Below are 21,242 nucleotides of genomic sequence, written 5' to 3'. Positions count from 1 at the left end.
AACAGTTGCGATCCGGATCGGAGCCACTGTGATCTGGTGAAGGCAATGACATACAGTGAGACAGCGTGGTGACTACAGGGTCGCTATACAGCAGCCTGGTTTCGACAGTGCCCGCATGTGGACAATCCGGCCTGCCGCGTATTTCGTGTCCCTCCTCCGTGTCGAAGATGGCACGGAGACGACGCTAGTCATCTCGTTCTACTGACGGCGCAATTCGTGGTACCCATAATCCACGTTTCGCTCGTTCTCGGCTACCACTGCTATACGGTCGCGTTCGGTGACCCTCCGTATGTCAGAATATTAAAGCCTATGGAGCTCGTTCGTGGTAGTAGTATGAACGGTCAACAGAGCCGTCGGATCGGGGCAGCGTTCGTCCTCTTGCAGGGAGCGGTGACTGCACTCTTCCCGCAAGTCAGCAGCAAATTCATCACTCGAATGATCGGTACGAACTTCGAGAACGCGTCGGACCTCGAGGCGAAACCAGTGTATCTCCAGCAGTTACGCGCGATGGGAGTAGGAATGGTCGCCGCGGCCGGGACGGATCTCCTCTTGCAGAGTATCACCGAGGGGGACGAGCGACCGACGAAGGCCGACGACTCCGACGGTTGAAACGGCGGATCTGGTGAGACCGACGGGGCACGGAAGCTTCCGGCGCGCCAGTAGTGCCCGTCGGTGTGGAAGAGATTCTGGATATCGACCGTGACATATATGTCGAATCGGTGACCTTTTTTGGTGGCTCCGACGATCGATGACTATGTCGGCACCAGCCGATCGATACGTCATCGTCGGCGGAAACGCGGCGGGAATGAGCGCGGCAACCCGATTACGTCGACTGGACGAATCGTGTGAGATCGTCGTGTTCGAAAGGGACGACCACGTCTCGTTCGCGAGCTGTGGATTGCCATACCACGTTAGCGACACGATACCGGACGCCGAGCAGCTCGTCGTCGAATCGGCGGATGATATCGGCGAGACGTTCGACCTCGATATTCGGACCGGTCACGAAGTCGTCGACGTCGATCCCGAAGCACAGACCATCACCGTCGAGAGTGACGGGACGAGGGTGGACGAGTCGTACGACGACCTCGTGTTGACTCCGGGAGCCGAACCGATCGTTCCCCCGATCGATGGGGTTCACGACGCCGATGGCGTGTATACTCTCAGGTCGGTCGACGACGCCGTTTCGATTCGAGAACGAGTCGAAGAATCGTCGGTGCAACGGGCGCTGGTCGTCGGAGCGGGTTACATCGGTCTGGAGATGGCCGAGAACTTACACGAGGCCGGACTGGACGTAGCGATCGCCGAAATGGAAGAACGGGTCATGCCGCACTCCCTCGGGCCTGGAATGGCTGCCCTGGTCCACAACCGGCTTCGGGAACACGGTATCGATCTCCATCTCAACACGACCGTCGATGGAATCGCCGACCGTGAGGACGGAATGGTCGCGACCTTCGACGATGGTAGCACGGTCGAGACGGGGATCGTCGTCCTCGCAACCGGTGTCATGCCGCGCACCGAGCTCGCGGAAGCCGCCGGCGTCGAAATCGGTGATTCGGGGGCGATAGCCGTCAACGAGCAGCTTCGAACCTCGAACCCTCACATTTACGCGGCTGGAGACGCAGTCGAGGTAGTGACCCAGGCCACCCGGGAAAACGACTGGATTCCGCTTGCCGGGCCGGCAAATCGGCAGGGCCGGGTCGTCGCGGACGTCCTGGCTGGCCGCGCGACGATCTACGAGCCGGTGCTCGGAACGGCGGTCGCCAAGATATTCGATATGACGGTAGCGTCCGTCGGTGAGACGGCGCCCTCCCTCGAAGCGCGAAACAAGGCGTACGAGCGGTCGTACACGTTGCAAAGTTCGCACGCCGATTACTATCCGGCGAACGAAGACATGCGAATTTTGTTGTTGTTCGATCCGTACAACGGAATGGTACTCGGTGCCCAGATCGTCGGGGGCGAGGGCGTCGACAAGCGAATCGACGTTCTGGCGACCGCCATACAACACGACGATACGGTATACGACCTGCAGCAGTTCGATCTCGCCTACGCCCCGCCGTATTCGAAGGCCAAGGATCCCGTGAACATCGCGGGTATGGTCGCAGGAAACATCGTGGACGGGACGGTCGACACCGTCCACTGGGACGAACTCGTGGATCTCGACGAGGACGTCTCGATTTTGGACTGTCGACCGCCAGAAATGCGGGCCGAGCGTGGCTGGTTCGATGGCTCGCTGAACGTTCCGCTGTCGGAGTTACGGGATCGACTCGACGAGATTCCGGACCAGGTCGTCACCCACTGCAAGATCGGGAAATCCGCGTACTTCAGCGCTCGAGTGCTCGAACAGCACGGGTTCGACGTTCGAAATCTCGACGGCGGGTACAGTTTCTACAACGAGATCGAGCGCGACTGGCGGGCCCGCGACGATCCGGCCTACGATCCGCCGATTCCTCCGGCAAGAGAGTGAGCAGTCGTCTCGGGACCGGTCGTTGCGGACGATCCGAACCGGTTCAGGTTGTGGAGAAGACGAGCCGACGGGCCAGCCCCCTGAGCCGACTCGATTCCGTTTCACTCGACGTCACCGAGATCGCGGTGACGTCGCTCCCGGCGATAATCCGGTCGCTCGGTCGGCCGAGGACGGCGCCACGGATCCCCCGACGGCCGGAACAGGTCACGAAGGCGTCCGCTGAGTGGATGGCCTGGATCAGCGCGGCGGGCTGATCTGCTCCCTCGACCAGCTGAGAGGTCACCGGAGCAGTGATCTGTTCGGCGAGTTCGTCGATGGTATCTTCGAGGAGTGCGGCGTCGTCACTGTCCACGTCAAGTTTGACGGGAACAGTCCGCCGCTTCTCCATTCATCATAGGTAGGCGTAGTGATTCAAAAATATTGAGGGAGTCGGCCCTGTCGTGGCCGGTGGTTAGATGCAGGAGCTTACGCGCTTCCTCCCACCCGTGAACGGGTGGGTTTCCGCGCTGTTACCGCTATGGGCTTGGCTAACGGAATCGCATCTTGTAGTCTCCGAGCGTCCCGAGTAGTGCCGGCCCGTCGGACGATGGCCGTAATGGCATACCTTCAGCCATCATATCGCTCACCCCCGCATCACCTGCAACATGGCCAGGACCCCCAGCACCCATCTCACCACGGCCGGCGAAGCCTAATTCCAAGGTATTTCGATGCCCTGGGTGTCCTGCTGGGTTCCACCAGGGGGTCCGGTTCGAACGGAGAGGGTGCTAGCGGAAGTTCGTCTTCTGTTTCGGCTGTTCAGAGCGACTGGAAATCGTCACTCCACTCGTTCCAGAGTTTCAGGTTCTCCTGTCGATGCCCGTTCATCAACGGTGAGTGCCTTTCTCACCACATTAGTCCTTTCCCGCCGTTGAACGCTGCAGGTCGCTGCCGTTTTCCAGATAATTGTACGGACAGATTGTCGATAATGTTACGTCGTATCTCAAAGAAGCATTTGACCCAGGATAAGGTTGATACGCCGTTTGGCCGACGTACAACTATGGACACTGACACCGATCGAGGCTGCCCGAAGTGTGGTCATACCGAAACAGACGTCGGAGAGATCTCGACGACTGGGGGTGGCCTCTCCAAGATGTTCGATATTCAGACGAATAGCTTCAAAGTCGTCTCGTGTGCGAACTGCGGCTATTCCGAATTGTACCGAGATACGACCTCCGGCACGAGCGACATCGTGGACATTTTCCTGGGGTGATGAATGGGGTTGGTTTCTTCGTTATCGTCTTTTTGTTCGCTATCAGTGCACCATTGGTCCTGTATTATCTCGTTCGTGCTGAGCACGACCAGCGAGAGACCATGAACCGAGAGGACGCAGAGCAAGCTGCCCGTCGAGATACGAGAGACCACGAGTAGCAGTATACACGGTCGTGATCTCCAAGGGGGTTCGTTTCGTCCCGACGTGCCCGTGTCAATACTACCTAGACTACAGGAAGGTTGAGTGTCTGCTCGTCGATGTCGTCGATGGCATAGAGCGTCATCGCGTCAGTGCACCTCGATACTGGACACCAGGGCTAGCTTCAGGATTGGAGGGCTGAGAACTGGGCATCGCTTCGAGAAACGACTCCCATTGAAAAGGGATACCGGTTATCTGTCACCAGAAGAGGGAGATGAGATCGAGAATTCTGTCGATGTACTTGTCGTATTTCCCCTCGTATCCATCCGACTGATCGGCATCTGGAGATGATTCAGTATCCTGATCAGTCATACAATGGAGATAGGGCCCGTGGGGTCTTGAAATCCCGTTGCGTGAAGCATTCACACGATTTTGCCTCTGTTGAAATCATCAGCAGGAGATACGTTCAGACCGAGCTGTGGTCTATTGCGGAAACTCTCGGATCCCTCAGTACGGAAAATCACCCAGCACCTCATACAGAGGGATTCATATCGCGACCTGTTGTGGCAGTAGAACGATGAGCGTTGGTGGATCGGCTAGGAAGATCTGGGACAATCCGATTGGGCGTCTATTGACGCTACTCGCTGGTGTGGGTTTCGTAGCTGGAGTACTGACGATATATCCCAAGTTCCTTCCCGTGATCAAATGGGCGATGCCGATGAGTCTAGTTCTGTGGGGAATATCTCGATTTTTCTTCTTTGGGGTAGAAAATCCCATAACCGTGGTTGCCGGGTCTCTGCTGATATTCGGTGGCTTCGCCTATGCCTCTTACCACTGGCTGTTCGCTAGCCGGCGCGGGACGCTATTGGCTGTTGGCATCGCTCCCAGATTCCCCAGGTAATACCGGTTCAGATAGAATTGACTCAATTGGGCCCCAGGATAGCTGTTCAGCATCGAAAATCGTCGATGGACGTGATTAGGCTGAGGAATTTGAGGAATTTGTGGTCGGTTCAGGACCTGAAACACTTTGACCAACACTCGCCGAACCACCTAGTAGAGAACTATTGGATTCGCCATGGATCGTCGTGACGTTGTCGCCGTCGTGCTTGACGATGAGATGCCACGGGTCCTCACCTGCAGGGATCCGAACCGTGCCATTATAGCGAGCTACACCCCCACACTCTCGCGGAGCCTTCTCCGTTTCCTCGATCGGGATGTCCAAGACGTACGTCGATTCGTTCAATCGTTCGAACGTCGGTCCTTCAATCGCATACGAAGGGCCAGGCAATGACACATTTCGTGAATATGTAATCTCTGTATTTCTGTCCCCGGCAACCACCTTCGTGGAGCTGTTCGCCATGAAATCATCGGTACATTGCGCCCCAGCCGATTCGAAGTGTAGCAACGCCGGTGGGTCCTCTTCCTCACCGAATAGGCCTCCAACCCCACCTGGCCCGGATCCCACCATGGCGATAACGCCCCCAATACCCACTACACTCATAATCAGCAGTACAGCGACTACCGCCAACAACCCTCGTCGATTCATAGTGTCCAGACAGAATGACGGGAAATAGAAAGACTCTCTGTAAGCTTAATCCACGATTTGACTTACTGCGGGCTGGGATGGGAAAAATAGCCCATCGACGATGGACAATCGCCGAATCACCCGGACCACGGGCGGAGTGGCCCGCCTTTGGTGAGTTGTTCCTCAGCAATCAGTCGATCGTGGGCCACCAACGATGCAATGCCAACGAGGCCAGCAACGATCCCGACAACGCCGAACGGTGAAACCACGAGTTCGCTTTCCTCTGCAAAGTACACAGATGTGAATACTCCGAGGAAGAATGATCCATGGAAAACCGTTGGAGCGAGCACCGACCGAGCACGGACGGTTAAATACGTGTACACTGGTGCCAGAACCACTGTTGCAGTAGTCATCAGGAGGATTCCGACGACTGGTTCATTCGAAAACTGAAGTCCAAGGAGGATGAGAGGAGCGTGCCACATTCCCCAGATGAGGCCCGTGACCAACGATACCTTCCAGAACCCGATCGGCGCCAGTTCCGTGAGGAGCAATCCCCGCCAGCCGAGTTCCTCGCCGAAGGCGGCGACTGCGAAGACCGTCCCACCGAGGACGAGTCCAAAACCGCCCAAGAGAACGACCAGTGGAACACCAATTGAGCCGAGGTCAGCGATCGTGCCAGCCGCTATATTCGGGCTCTGGCCAAGTTCGAGAAAGAACGCCGAATATTCGCTAGTTATCGTCGTTTCCGGTAGCAGTAGACCAACGCCAATCATCACGGCAACCAGCCCCACAGGGGCGATCCAGGCGAGAATAATCCACCGAGCTCGACCCAGATAGAGACCACATGCTTCACGAATGGATTTTCCACGGAAACGGAGAATTACGATTGTGGCGATGGTAGGCGCACCCATGAAGACAACGCTGCCGATTCCTTGCCCGGCACCACTGGCGAGATCTACATCGAGAAACCACAGCAACGACACACCACCCCACGAGATACCAAACGTGAGCACGAGGAAGCCCGATACAGTCAGAATGTCAACGGAGGTGTGTCGGGCCATGGTCGAACCTGTTAGTGATAATTGATATCTCACATCATCAATCCTGGTATGCATGGATCCTCGCTGTTTTACTTGGAACGCATCTTCATTCGGTTTTCCCCCGGTCATCGAAGTGAGAAAGAACATCAAAAAATAAAATCTATCCAACAATTATATTGGCGTATGTTCCGATTGAATTGATCAATGACCCAACCCCGAATCTCGTGGGTAGATACACATCCGGTAATCGCGTTCGTTATCGGAGCGTACGCCTACACGTGGATTATCTCAGTTCCAGCCTATTTCATGGAACTAAGCTGGACGCCCTGGATTCTGATCTACATCGGTAGCTTCGGCCCGCCCGTCAGTGCCGCAGTCGTCACGTGGCTGCAGGGTGAAAGCGTCCGAGCCTGGGCTCGTCAAATCGGTCGATGGCGAGTCGGCTGGCCCTGGTGGGTCGTCGCCTTTGGTGTCCCTGTCGCCATCATCGCCGTGACGACCGGTATCCTCGTGGTTATCGGGGGCCCAGTCGATCTCGCGCAACTTTCGGCCTCGCCGGCGATGATAGTCGTTATCTTCATCTTCGGTCTTACGGTCAGCGGGGGGTTGAACGAGGAACCCGGGTGGCGGGGATTCATGCAACCATATCTGAATGACCAGTACAGTGCACTCACCGCGAGTCTGATCGTTGGTGTCGTCTGGGCTGTTTGGCACCTCCCCTACTTTGTGATCCCGATAACACCGCATTCGGGATTCACCCCCGTCAACCAGATCGGCTGGTTCGTGGGGATAATCCTCCTCTCGGTCATTCTGACGTGGGCCTACAACAATACCGGGAGTGTGCTCATCGTCATGGTCCTCCACGCGATGGTGAACACGACAGACATCCTGCTGCCGCTGGCTCCTGATCGAATCGTCCAGGATGGTGTCATAATCGAACGTGCCGTAGCGACGGTAACGGTGACCCAGTTAGGGGTACAACTACTCGTCGTTCTCCTCATCGTCGGATACTTCGGACGACACTCGATCGCACACGGTGAGATACCGGGCGTTGCCTATATCCAGGGAAAAACCGCTTAGACTCCTCCTGATGGGCCAGTAATGAATGTTAACCTTCGTTCCGTCCCGAGGTCGGTTTGCCGGCGCGGGTCACATCGAGAACGCTCCCGCTTGCCAGATCCTCCCAGCCAAACCACCTCAAAGACCAGGATCGTCCAGGCTGCAAATCTGGCAATCTCACCCGGCGGGGTGAATCGCCTCGGGGTCAAGCCCCGAGGCTTCCCGTTTCCACGACGCGCTTTGCAGACACACGCTGAAAGTTAGGTGTGTCCGTAGGGAGCGCAGTCTCTGCGGGCGTATTTTCGGGCCATCCCAGCCCTAATTCCTGAAAACCGCGTTGTAGGACGTTCATCGCCGCGTTTGCATCTCTATCTGTCTCAAACCCACACGATGGACACGAGTGTTCACGCACCCAGATTGGTTTCGCCGTAGCCACGCCACACTTTGCGCACTCTTTCGTTGTCCCAGCGGCTTCCACTTGGACGACGTGCGTACCATACAGCTCGGCCTTGTATTCGAGGAGGGTGATGAACTGTCGCCACGCTGCATCCTGCTTGTTGCGGGCGTTATGCGACTGTTCGAGCATCCCTTTCACATCCAAGTCCTCAACGAACACGGCATCGTACTCACGGACGAGCCACGTCGTTATCTTGTGCTGATAGTCCAGCACCTTCCGCCGAATGTGACGGTTGACCTTCGCCACTTCCCGGCGTTGCTTCTCGTAGTTGTTCGACGCTTTCTCTTTCCGTGACAACTCGCGTTGCTCGCGTCGTAGACGCTCGTACTCGTCTTCGAGGTCGAGCCAATCCACAGTCTTGCCGTCCGAAGTGTGGATGTAGTTCTGGATACCGAGGTCAACGCCGACGCTATTGCTCGTGTCCAAGGAGTCCACGTCGGGTTTCTCGGGCAGGTCAGCCTCGTCAGTTTCGAGGCCGAACGAGACGAACCACTCGCCGGTCGTCTCTTTTTTAATAGTGACTTCTTTGATGTCCGCTTCGTCGGGGATGTTGCGGTGGTAGCGGATTTTGAGGTCGCCGATCTTGGAGAGCCAGAGTGTCGCATGTCGGCCACTCGTGTTTTTGAGTTCGAAGCCAGACTGCGAGTACGTCATACTCTGGAACTCCCTCGGCGACTTCCACTTGAGGTTCCCAACCTTACGCCCGTTCTCTTTCTGCTCTTTCAGGGTCGAGAGGTTGTCGTAGAAGCGCGTGACGGTTCGTTGCAAAGCCTTCGAGTTAACCTCTGAGAAGACGGGAAACTGGTCTTTCCAGTCGGGAAGTCGGTAGTGGTGTTTGTACGCGGAGCCGATGTTGTCGGCATCCACGTTCTCGTACTGGTACCGGGTGTAGTTGTACGCTTGGCGATGAATGTCGATGTGGCGTTCCAGTTCAGCCGCTACCTGTTGTGTCAGGTATGCGGGGTAACGGTGACTGTACTCCATCGCTGTCTATTGGTTTATGATGTATCGCCTTAATGGTTTGTTTCCCTGCCTATCGGATTCAACCCCGGGGTCAGGCCCCGGGGCATTCTCCTAAACCGCTTGTAAACATTCCCGTGACCAGATACAGTCCCTGAGCACCGTTCACGCCGGCGTGAAACACCATCGTGATCAACACGCTTCCACCAGTATTGTTGTACAACAGCGTCGCAACAATCGAGATGTCGATTACGATGACAGCATAGATAGGCAGATCCAGTGCCCAGGCGGCGACGCCGAGTTCGACGATGCCGCTCGGTGCATGCCAAACGTTCCAGACCACGCCAATGAGCAGGCTCGACGTCAACGCACTGTATCACTCTTGCAGATAGGGCAACGCGAAACCGCCCCACCCTAGCTCCTCGTTACCGCCGCCCACAGGAAGATGGTGAGGTAAGCGAATGGGATGGTCGCCAGCGGATTCACCTCTCCCCAGTCGAGTGTCCCTCCAAGCGCGAGATGGATTGTAGCCATGATTCCATAGAGGACAACTGGCAACCCCAGTGCCGCAACCCACCACTTAGGCGCGACTCGCCATCGTAGAACCTGTGAGAATCAGGCCCGCAAGCTACCGCCAATCAAAGACGTGACGACTGCGGCGGAAAACAGCGGTCCGAAGCTCCCGAGTACGAAAACCGCTGTAATGGTCGGTGTCAAGGTGATCCGCCCACCTTCGTAGGCGATCAGCAGTGGGAACCAGATAGCCCAGGTGAATGCGTACGCTCCGATAACGAACGTTGCCACTGGATGCTTGCGAATTCGAGATCGGAGTGGGGGCATGATGTATTCGCCAACGTTTGTTTCGTTTATTTGAACAAAATATCCAGATAGGCATTCTCAATTACGAAGAATGACATTTCCGAATTAACTCACTGCCAACCGATGAATATGCTGTGATGCGTTTCGATCGCACCCTCCTTACCGAACTCCTTCGAGGCGTGCTGGGACTTACGTACCTCTTCGGCGGTTCGGTTCACGTCTATTTCTGGGCGACAGACCAACGGGTGTATGCCGAGATCACACAATTCGTGCTGATTGACAAATACCGTGCGTTCTGGACTGACTTCGTTCTCCCCAACCTGGACGCACTTCTCCCGATGTTAGCCGTTTTCGAGGCCTTCATCGCGATTGCCATCCTCTCGAAGGGGCAAATTGCACGTATCGGACTGGCCGCGGGTGGGGCATTTAACCTCGCAGTCGCCCCGCTGGGTTTCTGGTGGCCGAGCAACGTCGTCCTTGCTGCCCTCCACATGGCGCTGCTGAGAGTCTCCTACACAGAAACGGCGGTTGAACGCGTATTGCAGTGAATTGACTCCATGCGGTCGATGCGATGGAAATCCATCGACGAATTCATGCTTGGGTCGGTATCACCGTTGGCCTCTTCATCGGTGGTTTCTGGGGGGTTCTCTCTCACCAGCGGAATTTCCGAAATTCGATCCGCACCCCTGGAACTCGACGATAGCCGTCGGGGAGGCAACTAGACACGAGTTCAAATGTACATCGCGCGTATCTTGCAGACTGGAATGGCTCCACCTGACCGTGGCTCCTTTGTGAATTCGAGCACTCGCAATAGTTCAGTTATTGACTCTCAAGTTTACTTTAGCCTCCGATGGGTTAATCGGTATCCTATCGTAACTTCAGCGGAAGAAAATGAAGATTCGTGCTACCGAATTCTTGATCGGTATCTTGGTGGTGGTATGTTTCGGCCTTGTCTTCTCTGCCGTATACCCGTTCACCACGTCCAGTCCACACGCAGCCACCCCGCCAAGCGAACGATTCACCGTCAGCGATGCAGATGCATACAGCACGACCGGACACATTGCTGTCGACGGGGATCTACGATTGGCGTTCGAAGGTGCTGTGACCGCCGAAGGTGAGTGGTACCAGAAGGTGGTCGAGCCAAATGTCTCCTCGGAGAAATACCAGCCCTCCCCGAATGGTTCGGTCTACCAGCGGCTTACCATAACGGGACGAGATCGTGCCGAGCGCATTCACGAACAGATCACTGAAGAGGAGGACAGAATACTTCTCCGTGAGGTCCGAGACGGCGATCGCGTGACGTTTGTCGTTGAGCACACAACCAATACCGCCAGGGAGCCGGTTTCGGGAACGGCGTCCGTGTTCGTCAACAGCCTATACGTCGCTAACTATGGGAGAGCAGGGTCCAACTCGTCCGGGGTGACTGTCTACGAGCCACGGTCCGGGTGGTACGAAGAGCGGAGTACGTACCGCATTACGGAAGCCTCTGGCGGCGTGTATGCTAACGCGGATACTCATGTGGTTCGATCGGCAAACGTATCATGGGAAGTGACGGACCCTGCCGGGACGTACCCGGAGTTTATGCTGTCCAGATTGTTCAGTGACGATCCGACGACTTACAGGATTACGTTCGAATTCAACCCGAACGACACCCCCCTCGAGCGACCGGCTTGGGTTGGACAAACTGATTCGGGTTAATACGGACTGATGACATATTGGTCGTGTTATACTATCCCTCCCTATCGGTCCGTCGGTGATGGAAATACCGCGCATATTCACCACGTGGATGTATTGATCGTGCTTTCCAGCGTCCACAACCATTCTGAAGTCTACTATTGGCTATTCGATTGTTCGATGGTGGCCAGGTACTAGTGCTGAATTCATGGACGTCGTTCAACCCCGGTCCTGAACGCCATACTAATACATTCACCAGTTAATATCTCTGACATGGAACGACTCCCGACGCCCAGAATTCACCGGCTTCTGACGTCGCCTGTTGGCCGAATCTTCGATACCGGACTCTTTCGACGGCTCAAATTGCGAGGGATTCCGACGGAATTTGCCGTCGTTCGTGCGCGGGCTGTCGCCGATCGGTCAGAAACTGTCGCCGAATTCTGTGACGCGTTAGAAATTCAAGAACCCACAGGACGAAAACGTCGCAGACTCGAGGCGAAACTCCGTGAGCAAGCCGACCGACAGTCGGAAGCCACGGGAATATTGAGCGAGTGGAATGACTGTTTCTGGGGCGATGAACCGCCGGCAATGGAAGAACGAGTCGAACTCGAACAGGCGCGTCGTGAAGCCTCCGAAGCCTGGCTCAAGCCGAATCGCTCGTTTGCGCTGCTGGTTCGAGGTGGAGTCGATCCGGTCGAATTCGATATACCAAATCCCGACCGGGTGATGGACGAGTGGGAGAATGCAATCGCCACTCCCGAGGAGCTCTATGGAACGCCCGATAGCGTAGAAATGCAGTCATCCCATACTATTGCTGGTCCCGGCACGAGAGAGTATCTGATTCGATTCCAGTCTCCATCACCCCACGTAGGCGACACTGCATTTGCACGCGTTTACGAACCCGTACAGAGCGAGGAAGAATCCGTAGAAAGCAAGCAGGAATTGCCAACGCTCATTTTCGGCAGCGGTCTCGGAACGATGAACGATTCTCTCGTGTATTGGCCCGAAGAGGAGTACATCGGGCGGCGGCTTGCCCCCGCTGGGATTCGCGTCGTGTTACCCGAACCCCCCTGGAGCGGCCGTCGAGAACTCCCTGGATCGTACTCCGGGGAACCCTACCTTGCCCGTGCCCCAGTAGGAACGTTCCAACTCTATGGTGCGCAGGTCCAGGAGACGGCATTGTTGACAGACTGGGCCCGGAGCAAGGGCAGTGAAACCGTCGCTGTCGGCGGAATGAGCCTCGGTGGAATCGTCACCGCATTTGTCATCGCACATTCCGGGAGTTGGCCGGACCACATGAGACCCGATATGGCGTTTCCGATCGCCTTCTCGACGGAGATCGATCGCTTGCTGCAACAGAGTACGATTACAGACCTCCTCGGCGTGACCGACGCCCTCGCCGAGTCCGGATGGACTCCCGACCGGCTCCAGGCCCTAGCACCACTCCTGAGAGCGACGGGTGAGCCCGGCATTCCGGCCGACCAGATATATCCCTTCGCGGGTACAGAAGACGATGCTGCACTATTCGACCTTGCAGAGGCGACACTCGATGAGTGGGGCGTGCCCGCGGGGAATCGAACGATTTGGCCGACCGACCACTTCGGCGTGTATTTCAAAGCACTCAGAGAAAACCGGATCCAGGAGCGGCTTCTGGTTGAAATCCAATCGACGACCCAGAAACAAATGCCATGACTTCGTTTTCCGAATCCGAACGGGAACGCATTGAAGCCAAACTTCTCGACGCAGGGAGAGAGCGCTTTGCGAAATACGGCTATCGAAAGACGACTATCGGTGAGTTGACCGATGATGCACGTACTGCACGCAGGACGTTCTACCGGTTCTTCGATTCGAAAGCTGCCCGCTATGTGGCCGTCGTCGAACGTGAGGCCGAACGGATCCTGGGTCCGCTGATTACCGGGACCCTTGCCGATCACGATGATCCACAGATCGGTGTCGAACACTTCCTCCAGGAGTTACTTGCCGTTATTGAGACGAATGACCACCTCCAATCGATGATCGTGGCCGATGAGTACGACGCAATCCGGAGTCAGGTATCACCCGATAATGTGGAGGTGCGGCGAAATGAGAGCTTGCAAGCGCTAATCCCTCACATTCGACGCTGGCAAGACGAAGGCGAGATGGTGAACAGAGATCCATCGGTGATCGCTGGAGTCATTCGGTCCGTCGCATTCCTTCCCGTCCAACGTGTTGAGATTGGGGAGCAGTACGAGGATGTTCGGACGTTATTGATACAGAGCATTGCCAGTGGCTTGACGACCTCGTCCGAATGAGCCGCATATCGCGGGCACGACTCGAGATTTCGGCGGAGATATGAGTGCTGAACTCAAGGATTGTATCTTGCACACCTTACTGACAGATATTGAGTAGTTAGCACCAGAGCTGCTGAATACAACGCGCGTATCGGTCACATCGGTTGGTGAAATCCTCGCCCGAAAACCGTCGGAGGATAAATAGACGCTGACTACGCAGTGTTACCCCTCTTCGTGTGCTCAGGTTCCGCCAAGAGGTAGCCACCAAAGACGAGCAACCAGAGAATGAGAGGATAGACGACCCAGCGCTCGATTCCGCCGGCCCCGAGGAATTCGAGCGGATGCGGACCACCGACGACCAATCCGAAGAAAAACACACTGACGAGAATCAGGAGAGAGACGCCACCAAAGAGCCCACAAAGGAACGAAAACGGTCGGGAAACAACCCGTGCGGAGAGGAGGGCTGTGATGCCGCCCATAAAAAACGTGAGGAGGGCGAACAGTCCGTGCCACGGAGCCACGTTTCCGGGAAAGACCCCGACACCGAACGCGCCGAATCCAAAGACGGCCAATGCAAGCGGGAACCCGCGACGATCCATGGCTTGGTAGAGAAGATATGCCGAGAGGATTACAATCACTCCTGTCAGGAGCATCGTTGAATTGAAGATCGTCGCCGAGGGTTCGTGTATCACTGGGTTGGGTGGGCGCGTCGATCCCAGGTCGCTGATATCCTGTCGGGTCGAATAGTTCGGGTAGAGGACCTCCGCCGTGATGATCCCCATAAATCCGATGAAGCCCGACACGCTGAGACCGAACCCCGCTAGTGACCGATTCGAGAGGCCGAGTCGAGACTGGAGTGAGGTAGTTTGGCTCATCACCGGTAGATTCGTACGATGAGGGGAAGTAGTTATTCGTTTGATAGATAATGGCTCTGCTGCATAGAAGGTCTATATTCAGCACACACACTTCCTGTCAGGCCCAGGGGATTTCGAGAGAGTCACCGCACCCCATATCTCCAGTTTCGAATTCTTACGGCGCTCTTCTATGATTCAAATTCCGAACCGCCGAGAAGTGATGCAGGTGCACAATCGAGGTGATTATGGTCGCACCATTGACAGTGATCGCCGGACGAAAAGCGTCTGAAGGACAGTTCCGAAATCTCGTTCATCATGCTCGTGACCTCAGATTCGACCGTTGTGAGCTCAGGATCGCTGAATCCACGTGATTCGACTTTTGGTCCAATGTCACCGACATAGGCGTATCCGGCCTGATTAACTGGCGCATCGTACAAGTCCCGACATGCGAGCAAGTAGATCGGTAGTTGCTTGTCGTCGTCCAGATCCCGGTATCGTTCGGTCGCCTTGTAGTCGATAACGATCAGTTCGTCGTCGGGTGTCCGGTAAACTGCATCAATGTACCCCGTGAGTGTGTGCTCTCCGAGCTCGATCTCGAACCTGCGCTCAGCATCGATGATTTCGTACTCGGAGATATCCAACTCGAAATACCGGTCAATCGCCTGCTTGGCCGCCGAGAGCGCGTCTTTGGCTCGGCGCTGACTGGCGAGCCGCTCAGCGATTTCGTACCACTCCTCACGGTCGAGGACGTTTTGGTTCGCGGCTTGCTCGGCGGTATCGTGGAACAGCAACCCGATCTCACGTTGTGACACGCCACCCCCGATCTCACTCGGCACTTCCTGATAGTCGGGGAACGCGTTGACCACGTACTCCAGGTAATGTTTCCGCGGGCAGTCCTCGTAGGCTGCCAGTGAGGTGTAGCTATGGACAAGCGGCGGTGACGGTGCCGACGGGCCAGTCAGCGACGGAACCTGGAGCGTCTCTCGGTCGTCACTCGGAGAGAGCTCTCCATTGAGCGTCGCTGTTGCGAGGTCTATCACGCGGTCACGGGCCGTCTTAACTCCGAGTTCTTCTCCGTCGTGATTGACGGTCCCTCCAATCTGCTCAACTGTCTCGCTGGCCAACGAGTCAGTCCAGTCTATTGCCGCATCCGGGAGACTCTCCTCGACGTCGGTCCAGAGTGGGAGGTGCCCGCGCTCTGGCTGCCACGGGATGGTGGCGGGTAAAATCTCGTCAACGGTCTCCGATACAGGGTGTACGTCGGCAGAGTCGTCATCATCCTCACTCCCACCCTGGAGAACGAGAACGTCTTCGGCCCGCGTAATTGCCACGTGAAACACGCGACGGGTCTCATGGGCGTCGCGCTCGACGAAGTCCTCTGCGAACGCCGCTTCTGGCCCATCCGAAAGGCTGGTTTCGAACCCGTCGTACGCGCGTGAACTCGGAGCCCACTCGTCGGCGGTGACTTGCGGGACGATGACGACCGGGAAATCCAGGCCCTTGCTCTTGTGGATCGTCATCACGTTGACCGCGTCGTCTGCAACGTCCGGCTGACTCGACGGTGTCGACCCGCTCTCGTCGAACAGTGAATCGTAGTGTTCGAGCGAGTCGATGAACTCCGGTGTAAGCGGTGGTTGGATGGCACTATCCCCATACTGTTCGATGACGTTTTCGAGCTGCGCGAGGTCCCGGCGCTCCTGCTCGCTGAGATACCACTCGATGTTCGTGATGTCCGTGAGCTTGCGGTACAGGTGGCTGAGCGACGCCGAGTCGCGGATATCCAGAAGTTCCGTGACGTGCTCGCGGGCCGCTGCGACGCGGTCGGGTTCCTCGAATTCATCAAGCGGTGTCTCCAGGAGCGTGTCCACGAGCGGCTGTTCGCCCCCGTTGAGGGTGCGGAGGTCCGCGTCGCAGAGCCGATAACGCATTTGCAGGATGCGATTCCAGCTCACCTCGTCCTCTGATCGTGCGAGCGCTTTCAGGTACGCAGTCACGGTCCCGACGCCGACAGATTCCGTGGCCAGATCGCCGGCCACCTGGTACGGGATGCCGGCGTCTTCGAATTCCTCGATTACGGGTGTGGCGTGGTCGTTCTTCCGCACGAGCACCGCGATATCACCGGGGTCGTATGCCGTGTCGAGGTGTTCAGCGGTGCCGCTCAACAAATTCTGGACGACCGTGCGTAGTTGGCCCGGACCGTCCGCGTCTGCCTCGTCGTCCGGCAATTCGACGGTGGCGACTGTATCGCCGTCGTAGTCTGGTTCGTCGACGCGTCTGAGCGTCTTGTGCCGGTGGCGGTGATCGAGTTTCTGTATCGCTTCGTTCGCCAGGTCGAGAATCGGTTGTCTGGAGCGGAAGTTTTCCTCCAGTGGCTCGTCGGTGAGGGCCGCGAAAGCCTGGTCGAGCTCGTCGGTAATGTTGGCGACGTGTGCGCCGCGCCACTCGTAGATCGCCTGGTCGTCGTCACCAACGACGAACAGGTTGTCGTCGGTGACGAGTGCGGTGACGAGGTCGAACTGTAATCGGTCGGTGTCCTGAAACTCATCACAGAAGACGTAGTCCCACTGGTCAGCGATTTCCTCGCCGACTGGCGAATCCATCAGGGCAGCCGCCTTCACGACGAGGCCGTCGAAGTCGATGAGATTTCGCGCAGCGAGTTCGCGCTCGTACGCTGCGTACCCGGCGGTGAGGTCCCGGGCAGTGAGACTGTCCGAGATGAACGACTCGAGATGATCCGTGAGTTCGAGGTCGAGATCGTCTGGAATCCCTTTCGGCGCACCGCTTGCGTATCCTCCGAGCAGGTACTTTGGCAGCTTGTACGCGTTGTCCGGCAGTTCCCGCTTGCCCGCCTCGTGGGCTTCGAACGCAACTTCCAGTGCGTCACAAAGGTCCACGATGCGGTCGAGAAAATCGCGTGCACTGGCTTCGATACCATGGGTGCCAAGTGCGTCGCGTTCAGCGACCACCGCAGCCCGCGCGTCTGGTAGCGAATCCAGTACGCTTGACACGGAGCGGCCGCCCAGATGGTCGCTGGCAATCTCTTCGATACGCTCCGGAAGGTCGGCGAGCTCGTAGACGCGCTCAGCAGGGCCAAGGAACGCATCGATGTCAGCCGGCGTAATGCCGCTGCGCTTCATCGAGGAGATGAAGTTGAGCAGCTTCGACGCGGCCCCTGACGCGTACCCATCGTTCCCGTACACGTTGGGTTTCACAGATCGATACTCGATGTCGTCCAGGACGTCCAGGACGATGGCGTATTTCTCGGGGTCCGTGGCAACCTCGAAATCCGGGTCGATGCCCGCCTCGTACGCGTACTCGGAGAGGATCTCGTTGGCTATCGAGTGATACGTGTACGCGTCGATATCGTAGCCAGCGGCACCGAGTTTCGCGTTGAGTTTCTCGCGCATGGAGTCGGCGGCGTTGTTCGTGAACGTCAGCGCGAGAATCCGGTCCGGTGACACGCCCTCCTCGTCGATGAGGTGTTCGATCTTCCGGACCATCGTGAACGTCTTGCCCGTGCCCGCTCCGGCGAGCACCCGCATCGGGTACGCGGTGGAGTTGATAATCGTGCGCTGCTGGGGCTCCGGGGACACATCTTCGTCCGGTACCGGATACCACGACGGGTACTCGTTACTGTCGCCGCTCATCGTCGCACCTCCGTCGACAGGCGGTCAGCACACATCTCCCGATAGTCACAGTCCGGGCAGGCCTCCTCGTTGATGAGCTCGAACGGCTCTGGCTCGTAAGCCTCGCTCGTGATGCCGTCGTGTGCCTGTCGGATGAGCGCCCAGATCGTGTCATAGTGATCGTCGTAGATCTCCGTGGTTTCTCGTGGATAGCCGCGGGCGGACACCTCGTAGCCTGTCGGAGTGCTCTCGAAGGACGTGTTGTTGAGCAACCCGTGAACCGCCTCGGGGTCAAGCCCCGAGGCTTCCCGTGGATTAGTCGGACACGCCTCGGATACCATTGGGTTGATGCCCTCTCGCGGTATCCGAGGTCACGGTCGGGGCGTCCACGGCCCCCGATGCCTGCCGTCGCACCTTCCGCACTTGTGGAAGGCTGTTGAGAGCAGGCACATTCCAGTCCTGATGCTTCTTGATGCCTTTCACGGCGATGTTGACGCTTGCACCCCGGTCGCTGTGGTCTTGATGCCCACAGTCCCGACATTTGAATCGCTTCTTGTTGCGGTTCGCTCGCTCGGCGTGCCCGCACAGCGGACACCGTTGACTCGTCTTGTACGGGTCAATCCATCCAGTCGGGATGCCCTCGAACGACGCCTTGTACGACGTATAGAACTGGAGGGCGCGGAACGGGAGATGGTGCAAGCGTCGGTTCATCCGCGTACCGTAGTCGATACTGTCGCGCATCTCTTTGAGGTCTTCAAAGACGATGCACGGCTCCTCGAACTGACGGCTCCACTCTACGATGTGACGGCTCACCTTGTGGAGTCGGTCACGGACGAACCGTTCCTCGCGTCCTTCCAACGTATCGTGAATGCTCTCTTTCCCCGCGTTTTGCACGCGCTTCCGCATCGTGAAGTAGCGATGACGCTCGAACTTGATTTCGGGGAAGTCGATAACCAACGAGTCCTCAATGCCATCCTCAGAGAGAGCGGTGAGAGCCACGTTGTCTTCGTTCACGTCCACGCCGACGACCGTTCGTGAGTCCTGCCTGTCTCGAACGGTCTGCTTGGTGTTGGTGACGTTGACGTGCAACTCGGCGTTATCGTTGTGGAATAGGGCTTCTGCCGTCCCAATCTTCCACTCGTCGCTTTCGAGTGCGGTTTTGAGAACGTCGAGGTGGGCGTCGTCGCCTTCGAGAACGCCCGTGACGTGCTTGTAGGGCTTCGCGCTGATGCGGAATGCCACGTCGCCGTCGTCGTTGAGTGACAGATTGTACCCTTCCTCGTAGTTCGCTCGGAGTGGGTACGCGCCGTCCTTGGTGTGGCTCGGCTGGTTGAAGTCGTCGTATTCGTAGTAGTTCTCCATCGCGCTGAGTGCTTTGGCAACGACGCGCTGTGTCGTGTTTTTCACGAGGTTGGCGTCATCGGCTACTCGGTCGGGAATCGTGTCCCAATCCACGCCTTGCTTGGCGAGGCGGATGGTTTCGTTGTACACCGACCGCGCTTCAAGGGTGGCGTCGTACAGCAGGCTCTCGTTGTCACTTTGGATGTCGAGTTGGAAGTCCAGCGTCTTGACGAGAGCCTGTTCGTTGGTCATTTTTGGTCGTTGGGTTGGACGTGACGGTAGTGAAGGAGGAGCGTGCGGAGTACGCTGTCGAAACTCGTGTGCCCCTCCTCGTCCTTGAGTTCGTCAAGGTCGTCGTACACCGTGTCGGATACCTTGAGTTGCTTCGTCACGTCTACCCCTTTTTCTTCCACGCTTAAAAGTCTACTGTTGGTAGTCTCTAAGTCATCTCAAAGAATACTTCTGATTAGTCGTTGTATTGGTAGGTATGGGCGAGAAGCGGTCGAACCACACGGTGTACAACGTCAACTACCACTTCGTGTGGTGTCCGAAGTACCGCCACGCGATACTCGAACACATCGATGAATCGCTGGAAGCGAGTTTCCGCGACGTGTGCGACGAGTACGGCTACGAGATACTGTCGCTCCACATCTCTCCTGATCACGTACACCTGTTCCTGTCAGCCCACCCGAAGCACGCACCGAGCGAGATTGTGCGAACGGTCAAGAGCATTACGGGGCGGGAGATGTGGGAACAGCACGAACCGTTCTTGGAGGAGTATCTGTGGGGTGGCGGATTTTGGGAGGAATCGTACTACGTTGGGACGGCAGGCGATGTTTCGACCGACACGATTGAGCAGTATATCGAGCGAACGGAACACGTTTAATGGGGCTTACGGCCTTCACCCTCGGGGTCAAGCCCCGAGGCACTCGGCCTGCCCGCCTGTAGAAGGTCATACTCTAAATAATGATTATCACGATAATGACGTTAACATTCAGTCAACCAGACCCAACCTAGCGTTGCTCGGACTGCGAACAGCGTATCGAATCAAGGCCCCGTATTCTCCACTCACGAATCCGCAGCATCGATATTCTTACAGACCGAGGCTACGTTTGATCGCAGCATCGATCTTCGCCATTTGCGTCGCCGGCACTGACCCAATGTTCTTCTTCACTCGGCTGTTGACATCGACCACGCGAATCTGACTGAGATCGGCCACCGAATCGTCATTGAGGGTCGTGTTCGAAGCCAAGATTTCCACCTCGAACGGATAGATGTCATTGGCGTCGTACTACGTTGATAGGGGGGCGACAATCGTCGTTGGGGAGGACTGGTTACCCACGTCGTTTTGGATGACGACACAGGGCCGATTCGAACCCTGTTGTTCACTCCCCTTCGTTGGATTCGATTCGACAATGACGATGTCTCCGCGACGTACCTGCACAGGTTACTCACCCCACTCTGGAGCGTCTCCGAGCCGCTCGGTTGCTTCTGCCGATGTTCCGTCCATCTCTTCGACCAGCTGGCGAGACCTGGGTGCTCTGTCCTTGTACCCTTCCGCCAAACGCTCCTCGTCCGTCGGTGGTTTGATGACGATCTCGTCGTTGACTTCGACGAAGCGGATCTCGTCGCCACCTTCGATTCCGTGGCGGTCACGGAGCTCTTTTGGAATGGTGACTTGCCCTCGATCACCGACTTTCCGGGTATGTTCTGCCATGAAAACTCATAAGTTTTACATATTATTGGTATTGTCGGTGCTTGCCGAC

General features: G+C 56.8%; 18 protein-coding genes and 3 pseudogenes. 10 read left to right on the top strand and 11 right to left on the bottom strand.

Annotated elements, in window-relative coordinates:
• Window positions 1-333 precede the first annotated feature (333 nt).
• A complete protein-coding gene (locus tag HSRCO_RS07790; RefSeq protein WP_259517043.1) occupies window positions 334-609 on the top strand; it encodes a hypothetical protein in 276 nt (91 codons plus the stop codon).
• 145 nt (window positions 610-754) lie between these two features.
• Window positions 755-2,464: an FAD-dependent oxidoreductase gene (locus tag HSRCO_RS07785; protein WP_259517042.1), complete on the top strand. Its 1,710-nt coding sequence runs from the start codon at window positions 755-757 to the stop codon at window positions 2,462-2,464.
• A 310-nt stretch (window positions 2,465-2,774) separates the two neighbouring features.
• Here HSRCO_RS07785 and HSRCO_RS14600 read toward each other — a convergent pair.
• A pseudogene (locus HSRCO_RS14600) lies at window positions 2,775-2,852 on the bottom strand (transposase); the annotation flags it as partial.
• A gap of 648 nt (window positions 2,853-3,500) precedes the next feature.
• Here HSRCO_RS14600 and HSRCO_RS07775 point away from each other — a divergent pair.
• Entirely contained in the window at window positions 3,501-3,713 is a 213-nt protein-coding gene (locus HSRCO_RS07775) for a zinc ribbon domain-containing protein (protein ID WP_259517041.1), read from the top strand.
• Window positions 3,714-4,428: 715 nt separating this feature from the next.
• Window positions 4,429-4,752: a hypothetical protein gene (locus HSRCO_RS07770; protein WP_259517040.1), complete on the top strand. Its 324-nt coding sequence runs from the start codon at window positions 4,429-4,431 to the stop codon at window positions 4,750-4,752.
• 761 nt (window positions 4,753-5,513) lie between these two features.
• Here the strand turns inward: HSRCO_RS07770 and HSRCO_RS07765 are convergent.
• Window positions 5,514-6,545, bottom strand: coding sequence for a CPBP family intramembrane glutamic endopeptidase (locus HSRCO_RS07765; RefSeq protein WP_259517039.1), 1,032 nt, complete (start codon window positions 6,543-6,545; stop codon window positions 5,514-5,516).
• A gap of 177 nt (window positions 6,546-6,722) precedes the next feature.
• Here HSRCO_RS07765 and HSRCO_RS07760 point away from each other — a divergent pair, with 177 nt between their 5' ends.
• On the top strand, window positions 6,723-7,496 hold the full coding sequence (locus tag HSRCO_RS07760; RefSeq protein ID WP_259517038.1) for a CPBP family intramembrane glutamic endopeptidase: 774 nt from the start codon (window positions 6,723-6,725) through the stop codon (window positions 7,494-7,496).
• Window positions 7,497-7,680: 184 nt separating this feature from the next.
• On the opposite strand, the gene HSRCO_RS07755 is transcribed toward HSRCO_RS07760, so the two are convergent.
• Together HSRCO_RS07755 and HSRCO_RS07750 are read right to left on the bottom strand one after the other, a co-directional pair.
• Complete coding sequence (locus tag HSRCO_RS07755) at window positions 7,681-8,916, bottom strand: transposase (RefSeq protein ID WP_259517036.1); 1,236 nt, start codon at window positions 8,914-8,916, stop codon at window positions 7,681-7,683.
• A 70-nt stretch (window positions 8,917-8,986) separates the two neighbouring features.
• Window positions 8,987-9,259, bottom strand: coding sequence for a hypothetical protein (locus tag HSRCO_RS07750; RefSeq protein ID WP_259517035.1), 273 nt, complete (start codon window positions 9,257-9,259; stop codon window positions 8,987-8,989).
• Between the two features lie 589 nt (window positions 9,260-9,848).
• Between HSRCO_RS07750 and HSRCO_RS07745 the strand changes: the two genes are divergently transcribed.
• From HSRCO_RS07745 to HSRCO_RS07730, 4 genes are all read left to right on the top strand, one after another.
• Entirely contained in the window at window positions 9,849-10,259 is a 411-nt protein-coding gene (locus HSRCO_RS07745; protein ID WP_259517034.1) for a hypothetical protein, read from the top strand.
• A gap of 343 nt (window positions 10,260-10,602) precedes the next feature.
• On the top strand, window positions 10,603-11,409 hold the full coding sequence (locus HSRCO_RS07740; RefSeq protein ID WP_259517033.1) for a hypothetical protein: 807 nt from the start codon (window positions 10,603-10,605) through the stop codon (window positions 11,407-11,409).
• Between the two features lie 702 nt (window positions 11,410-12,111).
• The gene (locus HSRCO_RS07735) at window positions 12,112-13,077 is read left to right on the top strand and encodes a hypothetical protein (RefSeq protein ID WP_259517032.1); all 966 of its coding nucleotides are present in this window, start codon (window positions 12,112-12,114) and stop codon (window positions 13,075-13,077) included.
• Window positions 13,074-13,676, top strand: coding sequence for a TetR/AcrR family transcriptional regulator (locus HSRCO_RS07730; RefSeq protein WP_259517031.1), 603 nt, complete (start codon window positions 13,074-13,076; stop codon window positions 13,674-13,676). Before HSRCO_RS07735 ends, HSRCO_RS07730 begins: the two co-directional genes overlap by 4 nt.
• 191 nt (window positions 13,677-13,867) lie before the next feature.
• On the opposite strand, the gene HSRCO_RS07725 is transcribed toward HSRCO_RS07730, so the two are convergent.
• The 5 genes and pseudogenes from HSRCO_RS07725 to HSRCO_RS07705 form a co-directional block, all read right to left on the bottom strand.
• Window positions 13,868-14,530 carry a DUF998 domain-containing protein gene (locus HSRCO_RS07725; RefSeq protein ID WP_259517030.1) on the bottom strand — a complete coding sequence of 221 codons (663 nt, stop codon included), beginning with the start codon at window positions 14,528-14,530 and terminating at the stop codon, window positions 13,868-13,870.
• A gap of 167 nt (window positions 14,531-14,697) precedes the next feature.
• Window positions 14,698-18,156 carry an ATP-dependent DNA helicase gene (locus tag HSRCO_RS07720; RefSeq protein WP_259517029.1) on the bottom strand — a complete coding sequence of 1,153 codons (3,459 nt, stop codon included), beginning with the start codon at window positions 18,154-18,156 and terminating at the stop codon, window positions 14,698-14,700.
• A pseudogene (locus tag HSRCO_RS07715) lies at window positions 18,153-18,413 on the bottom strand (PD-(D/E)XK nuclease family protein); the annotation flags it as partial. The pseudogene HSRCO_RS07715 and the gene HSRCO_RS07720, both read right to left, overlap by 4 nt.
• Window positions 18,414-18,450: 37 nt before the next feature.
• Window positions 18,451-19,728 carry a transposase gene (locus tag HSRCO_RS07710; RefSeq protein WP_259517027.1) on the bottom strand — a complete coding sequence of 426 codons (1,278 nt, stop codon included), beginning with the start codon at window positions 19,726-19,728 and terminating at the stop codon, window positions 18,451-18,453.
• The gene (locus HSRCO_RS07705; protein ID WP_259517026.1) at window positions 19,725-19,868 is read right to left on the bottom strand and encodes a hypothetical protein; all 144 of its coding nucleotides are present in this window, start codon (window positions 19,866-19,868) and stop codon (window positions 19,725-19,727) included. The genes HSRCO_RS07710 and HSRCO_RS07705 overlap by 4 nt, the downstream gene beginning before the upstream one ends.
• A gap of 95 nt (window positions 19,869-19,963) precedes the next feature.
• Between HSRCO_RS07705 and tnpA the strand changes: the two genes are divergently transcribed.
• A complete protein-coding gene (gene tnpA, locus HSRCO_RS07700; RefSeq protein WP_259517025.1) occupies window positions 19,964-20,362 on the top strand; it encodes an IS200/IS605 family transposase in 399 nt (132 codons plus the stop codon).
• Between the two features lie 207 nt (window positions 20,363-20,569).
• Here the strand turns inward: tnpA and HSRCO_RS07695 are convergent.
• Window positions 20,570-20,920: pseudogene (locus HSRCO_RS07695) on the bottom strand (type II toxin-antitoxin system PemK/MazF family toxin).
• Window positions 20,921-20,923: 3 nt separating this feature from the next.
• Window positions 20,924-21,193: an AbrB/MazE/SpoVT family DNA-binding domain-containing protein gene (locus HSRCO_RS07690; protein ID WP_259517024.1), complete on the bottom strand. Its 270-nt coding sequence runs from the start codon at window positions 21,191-21,193 to the stop codon at window positions 20,924-20,926.
• Window positions 21,194-21,242 lie beyond the last annotated feature (49 nt).

It is taken from the genome of Halanaeroarchaeum sp. HSR-CO, from assembly GCF_024972755.1.
Taxonomy (GTDB): Archaea; Halobacteriota; Halobacteria; order Halobacteriales; family Halobacteriaceae; genus Halanaeroarchaeum.
Note: the sequence above shows the minus strand (reverse complement) of the source record. Positions and strands in the feature narration are given on the sequence as shown.